Genomic DNA, 16,524 nt, shown 5'->3' with positions numbered 1-16,524 from the left:
AAAAAGAAAAGTACGATGAACAATTTTGAATTTAAGAATCCGACTAAAGTCATCTTTGGAAAGGATACGATTGCAAAGCTGAGTGAAGAAATTCCTGCAGATGCCAAAGTGCTATTATTATATGGTGGTGGAAGTATCAAGAAAAATGGAATTTATGACCAAGTAAAAACAGCACTATCAGATGTACATGTTACTGAGTTTGGAGGTATTCCTGCAAATCCTGAGTATGCAGTACTTATGGAAGCGTTAGAGGTAATTAAAGACAAAGAAATTACATATTTACTTGCTGTGGGTGGTGGTTCTGTAATCGATGGAACTAAGTTTTTATCTGCAGCAGCTCTTTATGAAGGAGATACGCCTTGGGATATTCTTACACAGAATATCAAAACTGAGAAAGGAATGCCTTTTGGAACGGTATTAACACTACCAGCTACAGGATCTGAGATGAATTCAGGATCTGTAATTACGAGAAAGGAAACGCAAGAGAAGCTTGCTATGGGAGGTCCAGGATTATTTCCAGTATTTTCTATCTTAGATCCGCAGGTAATTACTTCTATTCCAGAACGACAACTAGCGAATGGCCTTACAGATGCATTTACCCACGTTCTTGAGCAATATATGACGTACCCTATAGGTGCGCGTTTACAAGATCGTTTTGCCGAAAGTATCTTACAAACATTAATCGAGGTAGCTCCTACTGTTATTAAAGACCCAACAGATTACAAAGCCGCAGCAGATTTTATGTGGAGTTGTACCATGGCTCTTAATGGATTGATCCAAAAAGGAGTTCCTACAGACTGGGCGGTACATGCCATTGGTCATGAACTAACAGCAATGTTTGGTATAGATCACGCACGTACGCTAGCAGTTATTGCTCCTAGTCACTATAAATTCAATTTTGAAGCTAAGAAAGAGAAGCTTGCTCAATATGCAGAACGTGTATGGAACGTCACAGAAGGTAGTGTAGATGACAAAGCCTATGCTGCTATCGAAAAGACAGAGGCATTCTTCAAAGAATTAGGAATAGATACGAAGCTCTCAGATTACACAGAAAATTACGAAGGAACTGCTGAGAAAATTTCGAAGCGATTTACAGATCGTGGCTGGGAAGGATTAGGAGAACACCAATCACTAACTCCAGATAATGTGGAGAAAATAGTCAAAATGGCTTACTAATAACAATTATGAAGATTATACAATCACTAGCACTTGTGCTAACTATTATCACAGCAACAAGCTGTAAGGAATCAAACACAAAAACAACTTCTGAAAAAGTTTCGGAAGTAACAACAGAAACCAAAAAAGAAAAAGAAATGAACGTTTTATTTGTATTAACATCACACGACCAACTAGGAGACACTGGAAAGAAAACAGGATTTTGGGTAGAAGAATTTGCTGCGCCATATTACTCGTTACTTGACAAAGGTGTAAACATTACAATCGCAACTCCAAAGGGAGGAGCTGCACCTATAGATCCAAGTAGTGACTCTCCAGACGCTGCAACAGAAGCTACAGAGCGTTTTGACAAAGACGAAACTGCAAAAAACCTTATCGCAAACACAAAAGTACTTGCAGATATGAATGCAGACGATTTTGACGCTGTATTTTACCCAGGAGGTCACGGACCATTATGGGATCTTGCAAATGACGCAAAATCTATCGCACTTATTGAGAAATTCAATAGTCAAGATAAGCCAGTTGCTTTCGTATGTCACGCTCCAGCTGCATTAAAAGATGTAAAAGGAACTGATGGAAACCCATTAGTACAAGGGAAAAAAGTAACAGGATTTACTAACACTGAAGAAGAGGCTGTACAACTTACTGAGGTAGTACCTTTCTTAGTAGAAGACATGCTAACTAAAAACGGTGGTATCTATTCTAAAAAAGAAGATTGGGCTGCATATGCAATCCAAGATGGAAACCTTATTACAGGTCAAAACCCAGCTTCATCAGAACTAGTTGCAGATAAATTATTAGAGAGCATCAAGTAATTGATGTATTTCTTACAAGTGAAAAGGTTGCCGTTTGGCAACCTTTTTTTATGCGGTAAAGTGTGATAATCTTTAATTTGTTTGCTATAGAAGGGTTACGCTTTCGCGAAAGCATAAAAACATAGAATATAGTGCTACACCTCCTACTCTGCCTTTCTAAGCACCTCAAGAGGAGAACTGCGCAATACACCTCCTATATTACTAAGGCCAATAAACACAACCAATGATGTGATGCCAGGCAGAAATACTAGGAATGGGATTAATGATGGGACAAATGGCTCTTTAAATACAAATATTGCTAGCATCAAACTACTCACTAATGCCAGTAAGATCCCAACTAAACTACCCAAAACACCTAGAAAGAAGTACTCAAATGCCGAAATCATAAGAATCTGCTTGTTTTTTGCACCTAATGTTCGCAGTAGCACGCTTTCTTTAATGCGTTGATATTTACTCGTACGTACAGAACCTATAAGTACGATGATCCCTGTAAGAATACTAAAGAATGCCATAAAATTGATTATCCACGAGACTTTGCTCAAGATATCTTCTACCACATTATAAACCTGTCTTAAATCAATAATAGAGACGTTAGGAAATGCCGTGACTAAATCCCGCTGTAATCCCGCCGATTTTTCTTTAGTATCTGCATATGTAGTTAACACGTTAAATTGAGGAGCATTCTCAAGTACACCCTTAGGAAAAACGATGGAGAAATTGAGTTGTAATCGTGCCCAATCAACCTTGCGTATACTACCTACAATAGTTTCCATAAGCACTCCTTGCACATTAAAAACAATAGGATCACCTACAGTCACATTTGCATCATCTGCAAGATTATCAGAGATAGAAATTTTTATAGGTTCGTTAGGTGCTATAGCGTCTATCCACTCCCCTTCTATAATTTCTTCTGATGCTATAAGCTCATCCCTGTAAGTAGTTCTAAACTCATGGTTGAGAATCCACTTACGTATTTGTGCGGTACTATCTGTACGTAAGGCGTTTACTAGAATTCCATTAATACTGTGCATACGCATAGTCACTAGCGAAATATTATCAATAACTTGTAAGTCATTAGTTTTGAAAGTAGTGGCTACCTCCTCAACTTGATCTGGCTGGACGTCTAGCGTAATGATATTTGCACTATTTGAAGTGTTGCCTACTTCCGTTTTGGCAAGTAATATATCCTTTGTAAAATAAAGCGTACTTATTAAAAAAGTACCTAAACCTATGGCAACTAGTAATACTAAAGTTTGATTATTAGGTCGGTATAAATTGAGGAGACTCTGGCGCATGGTGAATGACGCCTTCTTGGGGAAGTACTTCTTAACGATGAGCATCGTACCTCTTGCTACTCCGGCTAAAACAGCAAATGTCACGATAACACCGCCTACAAAAGTAAGTGCAAATAGACCATCCTTTAATAACCAAAAGGAAAATAAATACAGTGATACCATAATGAGTCCTACGACCACTAATCTAGCTTTTGCACTTTCTTGATTAGATGTTTCCGTTACTCTTAACACATCTAATGGAGACACATACCAAGTACGAATAAGTGGTAATAGCGCAAATAAAACAGACATAAATAAACCAAGTAATACTCCCATGATGAGTGGCTGTATGGAAATATTTATGGTCACATCAAAAGGTAAAAACTCTTGTAGGATATAAGGGAATAACTCTTGTAGACCTGCACCTATGATGGTGCCTATGATTCCACCTATTAATCCTATGCCAGCTATTTGTATCAGAAAAATTAAAAAACTCTGTTTTCTAGAAGCTCCCATACACTTTAAAACAGCGATGGCTTTCAGTTTTTCTTTGATATAGATGTTTACAGAACTAGCGATACCTACGCATCCCAATAGAAGCGCTATAAATGCTGCTAGGTTGAGAAATGCTCCTACATTCTCGTATCGCTGTCCTAATCGTGCGCTGGTGCTTGTATGCGTATCTATATCTGCATTTTCTAATTTGAGAATAGGATCTATGTTTTTTTCTAAAGCTTCAAGATCTATGGACGGTGCTTTATAAAAAAATTGATATTCCTTACGACTACCAAACTGCAATAGCTCCGTCTCTGCGATAAAGCGATTAGGGATTATTACGGGCGGTGCAACAGAACTTGATACGGCACTACTTCCTGGCATAGATATTAACTCCCCAATGATAGGCAACGTGATCGCTCCTACTTTGATAGAATCTCCAGGAACCACACTGTACTGTAACATAAGTGTAGCGTCAACGAGAGCTCCGCCATTAACCTGATAACTAGTTCCTGCGTTTACAGGATTAGTTTGCATGGATCCATAAAATGGAAAATCGCCTTCTAGACCTCTTACACGTACCAGTTTTGTTCCTCCATTTTTAGGAAACGCAATCATAGATACAAAGTTCACCTCTGATGCATCTGGTTGAAGCGAGTCTATGATAGCTTGAGCACGCTCGCTTGGAGCTTGCCTACTGTCAATGATATAATCTGCCCCCATGAGGGTTTTAGATTGTCGCTGTATATTTTCTGTAAGATTCTGGCTAAATAGCTGAATGGAAACCACCGCTGCAATTCCCAATATGATGGAAGCCATAAAGAGCAACAAACGCACTTTACTTGCCTTAGCATCCCGCCATGCCATTTTAAACAACCAACTTGTAGCTGCCTTAGTGATTAGTTTTGGATTATTCAAGATGCTGTGGTGCGTTCGTTAGTTAAAATTTGACCTCCTTTTAATCGTAAGATTTGTTGCGTTCTATTTGCTAGATCTAAGTCGTGTGATATAATCACTAAGGTAGTTCCGGCACTTTTGTTTAGTTCAAAAAGGAGTTTTATCACTTTTTCGCCAGTTTCTTCATCAAGATTTCCCGTAGGTTCATCTGCAAAAAGTATCGATGGCTTATTTACGAAAGCTCGTGCAAGAGCGACACGCTGTTGCTCTCCACCAGAAAGTTGGGAAGGATAATGATCTATACGATCAGCTAGACCTACCTGCTCCAGTAGTTCTTTTGCACGTGTACTAGCATTCTTGTCTCCCTGAAGTTCAAGAGGAACACTCACATTCTCTATGGCAGTAAGTGTTGGTAATAGTTGGAAATTCTGGAAGATAAAACCTACCTCTTTATTGCGTAATGCAGCACGCTCATCTTCGTTTAATGCACTTAAGTTATGACCGCATAACTCAACGGTACCAGCATTAGGCTGGTCAAGACCTGCACATAAACCTAGCAGAGTCGTTTTACCACTACCTGACGGACCTATGATAGAAAAAGTTTGACCTTTTTCTACTTCAAAATCTATATTTTGTAATACGGTGAGCTGTTTTGAGCCGCTGGTATACGTCTTTTCTAGCCCGCTTATCTTTAATATCTTTGACATGCTTCCTTAAATAAATACAACTAATTATGTTCTCTATAAAATTAACACAATGGTCTTTAAAAAGCCCACAGTCGCTACAATACATTATCACAAAGTTTAGTATTGTTATAATGTCGATTTCTTTCGCTTCATGTAACAGTAATACGGCTACAAAAGAACAAGTTGTACAAGAACCCACAATAGCGGTTTCTCAAGAAGAAATACATGATTCAAGGAAATCTCTGCTCTTCTTTGGAGATAGTATTACTGCTGGCTATGGCCTAGATGATACAAATGATGCCTATCCAGCACTCATCCAAAACAAAATAGACAGTCTAAACTTAGATTATGAGGTGATAAACTCAGGCTTAAGCGGAGAAACCAGTGCAGGTGGTCGAAGCAGGATAGATTGGATACTAAATCAACCTATAGATGTATTTGTGCTAGAACTTGGTGCAAATGACGGCTTACGAGGCGTTGCTGTAGAAGAAACCAGAGAAAACCTTCAAGCTATTATTGATGCTGTACGTGCCAAAAGTCCGTCTACTACTATTGTTCTTGCTGGAATGCAACTACCTCCTAATTTTGGTCAAGTATATACCGCAAATTTTAAAAGTATGTTTATTGAGCTTGCAACGTCAAATGATATGGCTTTTATTCCATTTATTTTAAAAGATGTAGGTGGTATTAAAGCTCTTAATCAAAATGATGGTATTCATCCTACAGAAGAAGGTCATGAGATTGTTGCCGAAACTGTCTGGGAAACCCTAGAAGAGCTTCTCACCAAAAAGCAATAAACAGTATTGATTATCAGTTATTTGAAAATATAAATATATCGTTATATCATAAATTGCATCTTCTCATTTAACAATGCTCTAATGCGTTAAAACACTCTTATCACCTTCTTAAAATACCATTAAGACCCATGGTAAAGCTGTAAAGTCCACTTAATTTTATAAAAAAACAAAATTATGGAACTTACAAATAAGACAATAATCATAACAGGAGCATCAAGTGGTATAGGTGAAGCAACCGCACACAAACTAGCATCACACGGTGCAAATGTGGTATTAATGGCTCGTAGTGAAGATAAATTGCAAGAGCTACAAAAAGCAATTACCGATAATGGTGGAAAAGCGATTGTAGCAACAGGTGATGTAACAAGCAAAGAAGATTTTGATAAAGGTGTTGCTGCCGCGGTAAAAGAATATGGCAAAGTAGACGGCCTTATTAATAATGCAGGATTAATGCCATTATCTTTTGTAGAAAAGCTCAAAACAGATGAGTGGATGCAAATGGTAGATGTAAATATAAAAGGAGTATTAAATGGAGTTGCAGCCGTTTTACCAGAACTTAAAAAGAATAAAGGAGGCCATATCATAAACATCTCTTCCATGGCAGCACACCGCTATTTCCCAGGTGGAGCTGTGTATTGCGCTACAAAGAGCGCCGTAAAGATGTTTTCTGAAGGACTACGTCAAGAGCTAGCTCCAGAATATGGAATTAATGTTACCTCTATCGAGCCAGGCGCAGTAAGCACTAGCCTTACTGAGACAATCACAGATGAGGATGTCAAGGAAATGATGGAAGGAATGCAAGAAATGACAACGCTAGAAGCAGAGGATATTGCAAGTGCAATTTACTACTCTTTAAGCCAGCCAGCGCGTGTCAATATTAATGATGTGTATATTGTGCCAAGTGAGCAAAAATAAGCTTAGATAAGAATTACAATAGAAATAATGTAGGGTATGCTTTCGCGAAAGCATACCCTATTTTTTTTACCAAATTTCTATACGCTCCTCCTCGGTCTTAAAGTTCTCTTGTCCTTCAGTAACATTAAAGGCTTCGTAAAAAGGCGTAAAGTTCATTAATGGTCCGTTTACACGCCACATAGGTGGTGAGTGTGGGTCTGTAGCAACATAGTTACGCAAATACTCATCTCTTGTCTTTACTCTCCATATGCGAGCTACAGACATGAAAAAACGTTGATTAGGAGTATAACCGCCTATAGAGATTGTGTCTTTTCCTTGCTCTGTCATTTTAAAAGCATCATAAGCAATTGCGATTCCGCCATTATCTGCAGTGTTCTCACCTACTGTGAGTGCTCCTTTAAGGTGTACACTATCTAACACAGTAAAAGAATCATACTGCTCGATAATTTGCTGCGTCTTTGCCTTAAATTTTGTGTAGTCATTATCAGTCCACCAGTTTGTTACATTTCCATCTTTGTCATACTGCGCTCCTTGATCATCAAAAGCATGTGTAAACTCATGTCCTATTACCATACCTATACCTCCATAATTTACAGCATCGTCTGCATAAAGATCAAAATAAGGCGGCTGTAAGATTCCTGCAGGAAACACTATTTCATTAAGAGATGGGTTATAATATGCTGTAACAGTGGATGGAGTTGTACCCCATTCATCACGATTAGGCGCTTTATTCAATTGTTTAAGTTCGTATTCATAACTATCTTTACGCAAGTCTACTACGTTTTCAAAAAACTGCCCTCTGTCGATTGACACATTATACTCGCGCCATACATCTGGATATCCTATTTTCTTGTTGATAGCATATAGCTTTTCTTTAGCTTTTACTTTAGTGCTATCACTCATCCATGCTAGGTTTTCAATGCGAACTTCAAGTGCGCTTTGAAAATTATTTACAAGTTCCAGTGCTCTCTTTTTTGCATCCTCATTGAAGTAACGCTTAACATATAATTGTCCTAATGCAAACCCAATTTGCCTGTCTACATTGCGCACCATACGTTTAGATCGAGATTGTTGCTCAGACTGTCCAGATATCACCTTAGTATAAGCAAATGCCGCATCTTGAAATGGAGTGCTCAACATAGTATCATGACTGCTTAGAGAATGCGCTTTTAGATATAATTTCCATTGCGCTAGTGGCACACTTGATAACATACTATTTAATGCATCATAGTATGCAGGCTGTCTAACGTCTAGAGAGTCTACGCTTGCTCCTAAGTTTTCTAGCATTTTTGGCCAACCTATAGCAGCTTGTTTAGCTGCTAGATCTTCCACAGAAAACTTATTGTAATTATCCTTTATGACTCTGCGCTCGATACGTGTTTTATGAGCGCTCGCAAGTTGTTGTTCAATGCTGTATACTGTTTCCGCTTTCGCGAAAGCGTTATCTTCACCCACTAATTCAAATATGGTAGCTAGGTACTTTTTATAAGCCTCTTGTATAGCTTTTGAAGAGCTATCTTCATTGAAATAATAATCACGGTCAGGTAATCCCAAACCAGTCTGACCAATATGTAAAATATTAATCTTACTGTTTTTTTGATCTGGAGATATATAAGGAGCAATTACCGAATAATCTCCACTCATGATTTGCGTGCTCACAAAGTTCATCATCTCTGAAACATTACCAATGAACTCAATTCGATTGAAAATAGGTTCCATAGGTTCAATCCCTCGTTTATCAATACTTAAAGTATCCATACCTGAAGCATAAAAATCACCTACAAGTTGCTCGACAGAACCTTTAGGATGAGTTTGCGTTGAAACTTCTTCTAAAATATTCTTTAACAACTCTTGTTGCGGAATATTTAAAAATCTATAGGCTCCTACTCCTACTTGGTCATCTGCTATAACGGCTTTGTCATACCAGGTTTTATTGACGTGATTGTAAAAATTATCTCCCGGTGCAATGGAAGTATCTATTCCGTCAAAGGTGATGGCTTGTTGCTTTTTATGAGCTTCGTCTTGACCGTCATTCTTAGTGTTGCAAGAAATTACCAAAACAGCAATGACTGCCGAATAAATGAGATTTTTCATAATGTTATACTTTTAATCTAGATACAATCAATGTAAGAATTAAAATTAATCTTCTGATCCCCATGGAGCTCCAGGAGTTTCTATAGGATTTGTAAGATCCATAACCACTGTAAATAGTCGATCTGTACCCAGTCTTCTTAAATTATATGTAAATGAAGTTTCATCTACGGTAATCCACCATACATTAGTCGCTGCTCCCGGAATCATTTGCTGTGTGTGGACATCTGCAGGAAAAAATTGAATATTAGCTTTTCCAGCATTACTAGCAGTACCTCCATAGAAGTTTACTTCATCCTCGCTACCATCCTCATGACGATGATCATGTTTTAACGAGATAATACCGTCATTCATAGTCAGTATCCACGTACGCGACTTATCATCACCTACAAAAAACGGGATTCTAATCTCGTTTTCATTGCAAAAACGCACATGCATAGTGAGTTGTTTACCACCGAAAGCCTCATCTTCTTTAGGTTCTTCAAGTACTCCTTGGTATGATTTGCCACAATGAGCCTTGAGCGTATTCCAAAATTGTTGAGAAGGCAGCTCTGTTTGTGAAGTGGCAGAAACTGAAATTAAACTGATTACGAGGAGAAAAAGTAGCTTTTTTATCATTCTCAAATGTAATTAAATTTGAGATGGCTCAGATTATATCATAATCATTAAGAATTTATATGCAAAAATGATACAATTTATCAAATACAAGTCTCCCTAAAAATTGACTAGTTCTTGTTTCTAAACCAGTTAAACTCTGTACTCTTAATTACGTATCCTAACCTAATGATACTACTAGATTGCTGGTAATCTAGCAAGGATTCTGCTTGACCTAAGTACCACTCCAACATGATGTATTGGTTGAGTTTACTGGTTTTAAAAGGATTATAATATAATCTAGAACGTAGTACGCCTCTACCATCAAAACCTAGTCCTTTGCGTAGCATGAGATTAAGAGTAAGCTTATCATGTTTAATCTCATGATTTATATGAACTTCCCCCACTCCTACATAGTCTAACAAATCTGCATTACTTTCTTGATAGCCGAAAGGCAGCCATAGTTCAAATCTTGCCGTTGTATTTTTAAATAGTGGTGTAGTGTATCCGGCTGTAATACGATTCCAACTACGAGAAGAAATACTATCTCTACCGTTAGACTCATGCTCAAACTCAAGTGAGGCAATACCTTTTAAGTGATTATCTTTATTGTAAATCGCTTTACCTATAGCGATAGAAGGATTAAAATTCACATCTCTAAAGGGCAATGACTCTTTATAAATATTCCAGAATGCCTTTTGTGTGTACGTCAAGTATAAATAGGACTCAAATGGAAGTAAATCTCTGGAGATAATTTGCTTGAAACTTACTTGATACTTAGCATCTGCGCTATTGCGATCTATATCTCTGTTAGTAGGTAAGCCCGTTACAAAGTAATTATCTTGGTAACTAGAAAATGAAGGTAAACCTTGTAAAGAATCATTAAACTTTTCACGTGTGATTTCTTGTCCAAATGAAAGGCCGTAAGATAACAGTAGTACAAATATGAGAAGTTGTTTTTTCATCATTTTAAGAGATTAAATTACTAGTGTAAAAGCTGAGCTATTGTAATTTAATACTTAAACTGAATCAGTGAAAGAAAAAAACAACTCTCTATCCTTAGATCCTATTTCCTTTTCTTCTTCTTTGGAAGTACTTTAAGCTCGATACTTTTAATAGCGGTTGCGATACGCTCTGCCATAAGTTTATCAATAAGCTCCTCCTTTGTTAGGTGATGGAAAACTGCGTGAACGCTCTCTTTTAGCTCCGTAGCAATTTCTCTGTTAGGCTTCGTTTTGAAGATTTTCTTAGCCCAAAGCACCGTATTATTATCCTCTATTTGTTGTGGTGACGCTTTCGCGAAAGCGGAAAAAGAAATACCAAGCTCATGTTCAAACTCAGGAATCTCCTTTACTTCCTCTTCTTGCAAAATAGTTAAAGCATATCCAGTTGCACCAGCACGAGCTGTACGACCACTTCTGTGCACATACATGTCGTAAAATTCTGGAAGGTGGTAATTTACTACGTACTCAATCTCCTTTACATCAATACCTCTAGCAGCAAGATCTGTTGCTACAAGAATGTCAATATGCCCTTCTCTAAACTGTCCCATCATACGATCACGTATGGGCTGACTCAAACTTCCATGGATTGCTCCCGAGGAAAATTTATTAATCGCTAGATTTTTGGCTAGCTTGTTTACTGCTGCTTTTGTTTTACAAAAAATGATACCCCTCTGCCCTATTCTTGAGTTCAAGAAATGCATTAAAACGTCCAGTTTTTCAATAGGCTCAACAACTACATATTCATGTGTAATTTTTTGACTACCTAGGGTTGCCATTTCGGCGCTAACTTCTATTGGGTTCTTAGAAAGGTAGTTTTGAACTATTTGTTTGATTGCTCCTGGCATGGTAGCAGATAATAGAAAAGTCCTTCTATTATTAGGCATAGCAGTAACAATAGTATCAAGACTATCTTTAAGTGAGCTTACCATCTCATCTGCCTCATCAAGCACAAGATAATTTGCTTGCGTAATATTGATAGCCTGGCGTTCCATAAGATCTATGAGACGTCCAGGTGTTGCTACGATTATTTGAGCAGGTTCCTTAAGTCGTTCTATTTGATCTTTTACAGGGACCCCACCATAAAAAACGGCAGTCCTCACCTCAGGAAGATGCGCAGCAAGTGCCGCAATGTTAGATTGTATCTGTTGCCCTAATTCCCTAGTAGGCACAAGAATAACAGCTTGTGTAGTTGGGTTTGTGCGATCTATAAGCTGTAATAACGGTACCCCAAAGGCTACCGTTTTTCCAGTCCCAGTTTGTGCGAGCGCTATGACATCCTTTTTAGACGTGAGCATTGCTGGTATAGCCTGCTGCTGTATATCTGTAGGAGAAGTAATCTCTAGTGATTTTAAGGCTTCTTGGATAGCATCCATTACACCTAATGCTGTGAAAGTACTTGTCATAGTCTCAATATTTATTAAATAATAATCTCCTATTTACTGCAATGTGCGATGACTATCTAAGTAAAAGGATGTAGTAATCTTATGCTTCTTGTAAGTGTCTTTTAGACTTACGGTAGTTATGCTTAGGATAAATATTGCGCTTTGCAAAACGATTAAGGTTTCCAGCATTTACCATTTTAATATAAATAGGCTTCGTAACTCCAAAGTACTCATAGGTAGTCCCATCTGTAAATGTGATTTCTAGTAGTAATCCTTTGTGCTGGTAATCTGCGATAGCGGCATTTGTTATCGTATCCGTATATGCTTCTAGGTTTGCAGCTTTGGTCTCTGGTGCCATACTTACTAAAAAATGGTAACCATCAATAATGCGACGGCTCTGTATCTCTGCTTCCTCTTGTTTTACATCGCCATCTTGAAATTTATCTGGGTGCCATTCTTTTACAAGGTTACGGTAGCTCTTTTTGAGCATTTTAAGGTCAATTTCTTTTTCAACTCCAAAGAGTTTCTTGTATTCATTTATTCTCTTCATAATCAGGGCTTTTATCAAAGCGCGAAAATAATCTTTTTTAATGTAATTTTGCTTATTGTAGATTATTAATCTCTTGCACGTTTTTTGAATAAGATATTTATATAATCTATATTATTTTTACTGCTTAGTTCATTGTGAATGAGATTTTTGAAAGCATTCAAAAGGGTTTAGCTTATTGCAACATATTTTTTAAAGAATTACGAGTATCATGTCTGAAGCTTTTCAAAGAAACACAGAAAACGAACTAGCCTCTATTAAGAGTGCTTTTGAGTCTAATCAAGACCTCTCTTACGAGATTTTCCAGCAAATGCCTATTGGTATCTGTATTACAAATCCAAAAGGTTACTTTACAGATGTAAATACTACTTACTGTGACATCTATGGCTATACTCGTGAAGAACTTATAGGAAAGCCATTTACCGTAGTTGTACCAGACCAAAGTCTTGCTGTTTTAGAACAACTGCATGCAGACTTTATGGAACAGGAGCAGGAGTTACAAGGTAGATGGACGGTAAAAAATAAAAATAAGGAAGAGTTTGAAATCATTACAAATGCAGCCTTTTTACAAGATGCAGAGACTAATGAAAACCGAAAAATGACATTAGTCGTAAAAGCTAATGAGCTAGAATTAACCATACAGCGGCTAAAAACCACTATTGATATTCTCGAAAATAAAATAAAAACTCAAGATATTGCAAATAAACTTGCCGAACATGATATGCGTAACCGCATAGGCTCTATGGTTTCTATTGCAGACATTCTTTCAAAATCAGACCTTAATCCGTCACAAAATAAATGGGTACGTATGCTTAAGGACATAGGTAATGATACCCTAAACTTACTTACCTCTGCAAAAGATTATGCAGAGATGGAACGTGGAGAATATACTCCAGAAATTTCTACTTTTGATCTTATAGAGCTCATTGCTAGTACAACTAGCGAGATGAGAGACCTTATAGATGAAAAAGAAACCGAAATTGAGCTATATCTCAATGAAACACTAGCCGAGCCGGAAGAAGATATCTTAGAAATAAAAGGAGATAAGTTCTACATGAGCCATCTATTTCAAAATCTGCTACGCAATGCTATAGAAGCTTCTCCAATAAAAAAGAAAGTTTTAATTCACGTAGAAACCAGTAATGTTATTATAATCAATATAAAAAATACTGGGACTATCCCTCAAAAAATCAGAAACAATTTCTTTGATAAGTACACCACAGATGGTAAAGAAAGAGGAACGGGATTAGGTACTTATATCTCAAAAATGGTTGCCGAAATTCACCACGGTAACCTCTCTTTCCTCACAGGAAAAGATGACACTACTACGCTTATCTTAAAACTACCAGCTACTATCATTGTATAATAGCAAAAAAAATCCCGTCAAATTTGACGGGATTTTCTCTTAATTGAAAGTATATATAACTTAGATAACTCTTACGTTAACTGCATTTAATCCTTTGTTACCTTCTTTAAGGTCAAATTCCACTTCATCACCTTCTCTAATCTCGTCGATTAATCCAGAAATGTGTACAAAGTGATCTTTCTCAACTCCTTCTTCAGTGATGAATCCAAAACCTTTAGTGTCGTTGAAAAATTTTACTGTTCCTTTACTCATTGTATTATAATTTAATTTATTAATAATTAAAGTTATGCAAACATGGTGCCATAAGATATAAGCGTACTGTTGCATTGTGAAAGTAAACACACCAAATTGAAAAAATATAAATTATACACTTCACAAATTCTTTAAGATTATTTTTTGAATTAAAACTTATAATTCTTGAGATAGCTCTCGTGATAGCATATAACAGCAACAATAAAAAGCATCCGCATAAATAAATGATAATAAGGCTTTTATCAGTTTTCATTTCTATCCTAGTCAAGAAACTGCGATATAATTTCACCCAATAGTTTCATAAGAGTAATAGACTCTTCGGGTACTTTGTAAAAGGTCATTTATCGTTAAACTAATTATAAAACGTTCAGCCTTAGATTTTTGTTAACACTTTAGATTTTAAATTTACGAAACCAAAAACATCAAAAGCTATGCAACACTCAAACAACACCATCTTAAAAAGTCTCAATGATTTAATTGAATATTCAACAGATTTTAGGTTTCAACGTAGTGCTAGCTTTCAACAGCTTCACATTGCATTAATCAAACATTTTTTTAATGCATCATCTGTTGTTTTAGATATTGATACAAATAGCGTTTGCTTAGGAATAGATGTACTAAACAAAGGTGCCGAAGTGACTATAGAGTTTGATAATCTAGAAAAATTCTTAAAGTCATGTATTCGCAATAAGCCAAGTAACGTGGCATTTTATAAAAATATACTACACTACTACGCAAGTAATGCTGCGGTAGCTTAATAGTAATTAAAAGCGGTTCTTATTGAGTCGCTTTTTTTATGCTTTCGCGAAAGCGTAAAATCAAAAAATAGCATACACCTCTCACTTGTTAATTCTTAAAAAGCAGGTGTTTATTGCCAAAAATATATTAATTAAAACACAATCTAATCATAGTATTATCAATAGCTCAAATTTGACATTATCTTTATATCACAACAATCAAACCCACTTAATTATGAATAATAACACAAAAGGTATATTAGGACTAATCGCTGTAGCAGCAGGAGCTTTAGGATTATACAAATACAAGAAAATGTCTCCTGAAGAGAAAGCAGCTTTAAAAGACAAAGCGAGAAAAGCCGGAGACGCTCTAAAAGAAAGTTACAATGAAGTTGAAGACCAAGTGTCTGAAAAACTTACAAGCTTAAAAAACGCTTTAGAGCGCGAGACTGCAAAAGCTAAGAACTCTGTAAATAGAAATATAGATCACGCAGAAGATGTAATTGACATCACTGCAGAGAATATTGAAAAGACGGTAAAGTCATAAAACGATTTTAAGTAAAAAAAAGTCCCATCTACACGATGGGACTTTTTTTGTTTTCAAGAGTTTGATTAGACCCTACCCCTTCTAAAACGCATCTTCTTTGTTTGCGTCTTATCATTTTTACACAAACTATTGGATGATTATAGAATAATCTAATTAATCGCTGTTCAGGTTAATAGTTTTTGAAAGGATTTTTGTCATGCACATTTAAAGCACTCTAATTTAGGACGGAATAGCTATATCATTTCAATAGTCCGCTTTCAATCAGAAAGCGGACTTTTTTATGCGCTGTTTTTTTCAACTTCCACTTGTAAAAATTCACTCCAAAATGATGAAATCGGATTAATAAGGTTCAAATGAGCCATAATTTGCCTACAAAAATTCTAAATAGCTCAAAAAGTCCCTACAGAACTAACACAATGAATGATTATTAGCATTGTGGCTAACATATATCAACCAACTTGAAGACATTGGTATTACACATTTTAATCTATGTCATTAATCTAGTTATAATATTCATGTTAATTTCATTAAAAACTTCTTTTCAATTTGTTTTACTGCGTTCAAGATGACTTCTTTGCTTCATCAATAACAAACAACGCATCTAGTAACAATCAAAAACATCTATTATGAAAACGCAAGCAAACAACAAGCCGCAAGTAAAAACAAACAAAGTTTTAGGAATCTATACCGTATTTATGGTAAGCCTTAGCATCTCTTATATAGTTACTACCTTTTTACAATTAGGGAATTAATCAATCAGCTTTCATCAATCAGCATTCATCAATCATCAATCATTAATCATTACTAATCCATCAAAAACCATCCATTATGAAAACGCAAGCAAACAACAAACCGCAAGTAAAAACAAACAAAGTATTAGGAATCTATACCATCTTCATGGTGAGCCTTAGCATCTCTTATATAGTAACTACATTTTATATTTAGGGAA

General features: G+C 36.4%; 16 protein-coding genes. 8 read left to right on the top strand and 8 right to left on the bottom strand.

Annotation, left to right across the window (positions count from 1 at the left end; all coding sequences use genetic code 11):
* The first annotated feature begins 15 nt into the window (after positions 1-15).
* On the top strand, positions 16-1,176 hold the full coding sequence (locus KRODI_RS13210) for an iron-containing alcohol dehydrogenase (protein WP_013752117.1): 1,161 nt from the start codon (positions 16-18) through the stop codon (positions 1,174-1,176).
* Positions 1,177-1,184: 8 nt separating this feature from the next.
* Positions 1,185-1,991 (top strand): type 1 glutamine amidotransferase domain-containing protein, encoded by an 807-nt coding sequence (locus KRODI_RS13205; RefSeq protein ID WP_013752116.1) that lies wholly within the window; start codon positions 1,185-1,187, stop codon positions 1,989-1,991.
* 143 nt (positions 1,992-2,134) lie between these two features.
* On the opposite strand, the gene KRODI_RS13200 is transcribed toward KRODI_RS13205, so the two are convergent.
* The gene (locus KRODI_RS13200) at positions 2,135-4,627 is read right to left on the bottom strand and encodes an ABC transporter permease (RefSeq protein ID WP_041295717.1); all 2,493 of its coding nucleotides are present in this window, start codon (positions 4,625-4,627) and stop codon (positions 2,135-2,137) included.
* A 47-nt stretch (positions 4,628-4,674) separates the two neighbouring features.
* A complete protein-coding gene (locus KRODI_RS13195) occupies positions 4,675-5,364 on the bottom strand; it encodes an ABC transporter ATP-binding protein (protein ID WP_013752114.1) in 690 nt (229 codons plus the stop codon).
* Between the two features lie 26 nt (positions 5,365-5,390).
* Between KRODI_RS13195 and KRODI_RS13190 the strand changes: the two genes are divergently transcribed.
* Positions 5,391-6,140: an arylesterase gene (locus KRODI_RS13190; RefSeq protein WP_013752113.1), complete on the top strand. Its 750-nt coding sequence runs from the start codon at positions 5,391-5,393 to the stop codon at positions 6,138-6,140.
* A gap of 174 nt (positions 6,141-6,314) precedes the next feature.
* Positions 6,315-7,055, top strand: a complete 741-nt coding sequence (locus KRODI_RS13185) for an SDR family oxidoreductase (RefSeq protein WP_013752112.1) — start codon at positions 6,315-6,317, stop codon at positions 7,053-7,055.
* A 66-nt stretch (positions 7,056-7,121) separates the two neighbouring features.
* On the opposite strand, the gene KRODI_RS13180 is transcribed toward KRODI_RS13185, so the two are convergent.
* The 5 genes from KRODI_RS13180 to KRODI_RS13160 all read right to left on the bottom strand — a co-directional run bounded on the left by KRODI_RS13180 (position 7,122) and on the right by KRODI_RS13160 (position 12,676).
* Positions 7,122-9,149 carry a M13 family metallopeptidase gene (locus tag KRODI_RS13180; protein ID WP_013752111.1) on the bottom strand — a complete coding sequence of 676 codons (2,028 nt, stop codon included), beginning with the start codon at positions 9,147-9,149 and terminating at the stop codon, positions 7,122-7,124.
* 45 nt (positions 9,150-9,194) lie between these two features.
* Positions 9,195-9,764 (bottom strand): hypothetical protein, encoded by a 570-nt coding sequence (locus KRODI_RS13175; protein ID WP_013752110.1) that lies wholly within the window; start codon positions 9,762-9,764, stop codon positions 9,195-9,197.
* Between the two features lie 107 nt (positions 9,765-9,871).
* A complete protein-coding gene (locus KRODI_RS13170) occupies positions 9,872-10,708 on the bottom strand; it encodes a phospholipase A (RefSeq protein ID WP_013752109.1) in 837 nt (278 codons plus the stop codon).
* A gap of 98 nt (positions 10,709-10,806) precedes the next feature.
* On the bottom strand, positions 10,807-12,147 hold the full coding sequence (locus KRODI_RS13165) for a DEAD/DEAH box helicase (protein WP_013752108.1): 1,341 nt from the start codon (positions 12,145-12,147) through the stop codon (positions 10,807-10,809).
* Positions 12,148-12,226: 79 nt separating this feature from the next.
* Positions 12,227-12,676 (bottom strand): KTSC domain-containing protein, encoded by a 450-nt coding sequence (locus tag KRODI_RS13160; protein ID WP_013752107.1) that lies wholly within the window; start codon positions 12,674-12,676, stop codon positions 12,227-12,229.
* A gap of 208 nt (positions 12,677-12,884) precedes the next feature.
* Here KRODI_RS13160 and KRODI_RS13155 point away from each other — a divergent pair, with 208 nt between their 5' ends.
* Positions 12,885-14,039 (top strand): PAS domain-containing sensor histidine kinase, encoded by a 1,155-nt coding sequence (locus tag KRODI_RS13155; protein WP_013752106.1) that lies wholly within the window; start codon positions 12,885-12,887, stop codon positions 14,037-14,039.
* Between the two features lie 60 nt (positions 14,040-14,099).
* On the opposite strand, the gene KRODI_RS13150 is transcribed toward KRODI_RS13155, so the two are convergent.
* Entirely contained in the window at positions 14,100-14,291 is a 192-nt protein-coding gene (locus tag KRODI_RS13150; protein WP_013752105.1) for a cold-shock protein, read from the bottom strand.
* Positions 14,292-14,722: 431 nt separating this feature from the next.
* Between KRODI_RS13150 and KRODI_RS13145 the strand changes: the two genes are divergently transcribed.
* The 3 genes from KRODI_RS13145 (at position 14,723) to KRODI_RS15785 (ending at position 16,327) form a co-directional block, all read left to right on the top strand.
* Positions 14,723-15,049, top strand: a complete 327-nt coding sequence (locus tag KRODI_RS13145) for a hypothetical protein (RefSeq protein ID WP_013752104.1) — start codon at positions 14,723-14,725, stop codon at positions 15,047-15,049.
* A 214-nt stretch (positions 15,050-15,263) separates the two neighbouring features.
* On the top strand, positions 15,264-15,575 hold the full coding sequence (locus tag KRODI_RS13140; RefSeq protein WP_013752103.1) for a hypothetical protein: 312 nt from the start codon (positions 15,264-15,266) through the stop codon (positions 15,573-15,575).
* Positions 15,576-16,201: 626 nt separating this feature from the next.
* Positions 16,202-16,327, top strand: coding sequence for a hypothetical protein (locus KRODI_RS15785; protein WP_013752102.1), 126 nt, complete (start codon positions 16,202-16,204; stop codon positions 16,325-16,327).
* Positions 16,328-16,524 lie beyond the last annotated feature (197 nt).

Source organism: Dokdonia sp. 4H-3-7-5 (genome assembly GCF_000212355.1).
Classification (GTDB): Bacteria; Bacteroidota; Bacteroidia; order Flavobacteriales; family Flavobacteriaceae; genus Dokdonia.
This window is presented reverse-complemented; position numbering and strand designations above follow the sequence as displayed.

Coding starts and splice junctions, on each gene's coding strand:
- KRODI_RS13170 (WP_013752109.1), bottom strand. CDS start 10,708: ATGATGAAAAAACAACTTCTCATATTTGTACTACTGTTATCTTACGGC.
- KRODI_RS13200 (WP_041295717.1), bottom strand. CDS start 4,627: ATGGCATGGCGGGATGCTAAGGCAAGTAAAGTGCGTTTGTTGCTCTTT.
- KRODI_RS15785 (WP_013752102.1), top strand. CDS start 16,202: ATGAAAACGCAAGCAAACAACAAGCCGCAAGTAAAAACAAACAAAGTT.
- KRODI_RS13185 (WP_013752112.1), top strand. CDS start 6,315: ATGGAACTTACAAATAAGACAATAATCATAACAGGAGCATCAAGTGGT.
- KRODI_RS13175 (WP_013752110.1), bottom strand. CDS start 9,764: ATGATAAAAAAGCTACTTTTTCTCCTCGTAATCAGTTTAATTTCAGTT.
- KRODI_RS13160 (WP_013752107.1), bottom strand. CDS start 12,676: ATGAAGAGAATAAATGAATACAAGAAACTCTTTGGAGTTGAAAAAGAA.
- KRODI_RS13155 (WP_013752106.1), top strand. CDS start 12,885: ATGTCTGAAGCTTTTCAAAGAAACACAGAAAACGAACTAGCCTCTATT.
- KRODI_RS13210 (WP_013752117.1), top strand. CDS start 16: ATGAACAATTTTGAATTTAAGAATCCGACTAAAGTCATCTTTGGAAAG.
- KRODI_RS13180 (WP_013752111.1), bottom strand. CDS start 9,149: ATGAAAAATCTCATTTATTCGGCAGTCATTGCTGTTTTGGTAATTTCT.
- KRODI_RS13165 (WP_013752108.1), bottom strand. CDS start 12,147: ATGACAAGTACTTTCACAGCATTAGGTGTAATGGATGCTATCCAAGAA.
- KRODI_RS13140 (WP_013752103.1), top strand. CDS start 15,264: ATGAATAATAACACAAAAGGTATATTAGGACTAATCGCTGTAGCAGCA.
- KRODI_RS13205 (WP_013752116.1), top strand. CDS start 1,185: ATGAAGATTATACAATCACTAGCACTTGTGCTAACTATTATCACAGCA.
- KRODI_RS13190 (WP_013752113.1), top strand. CDS start 5,391: ATGTTCTCTATAAAATTAACACAATGGTCTTTAAAAAGCCCACAGTCG.
- KRODI_RS13145 (WP_013752104.1), top strand. CDS start 14,723: ATGCAACACTCAAACAACACCATCTTAAAAAGTCTCAATGATTTAATT.
- KRODI_RS13195 (WP_013752114.1), bottom strand. CDS start 5,364: ATGTCAAAGATATTAAAGATAAGCGGGCTAGAAAAGACGTATACCAGC.
- KRODI_RS13150 (WP_013752105.1), bottom strand. CDS start 14,291: ATGAGTAAAGGAACAGTAAAATTTTTCAACGACACTAAAGGTTTTGGA.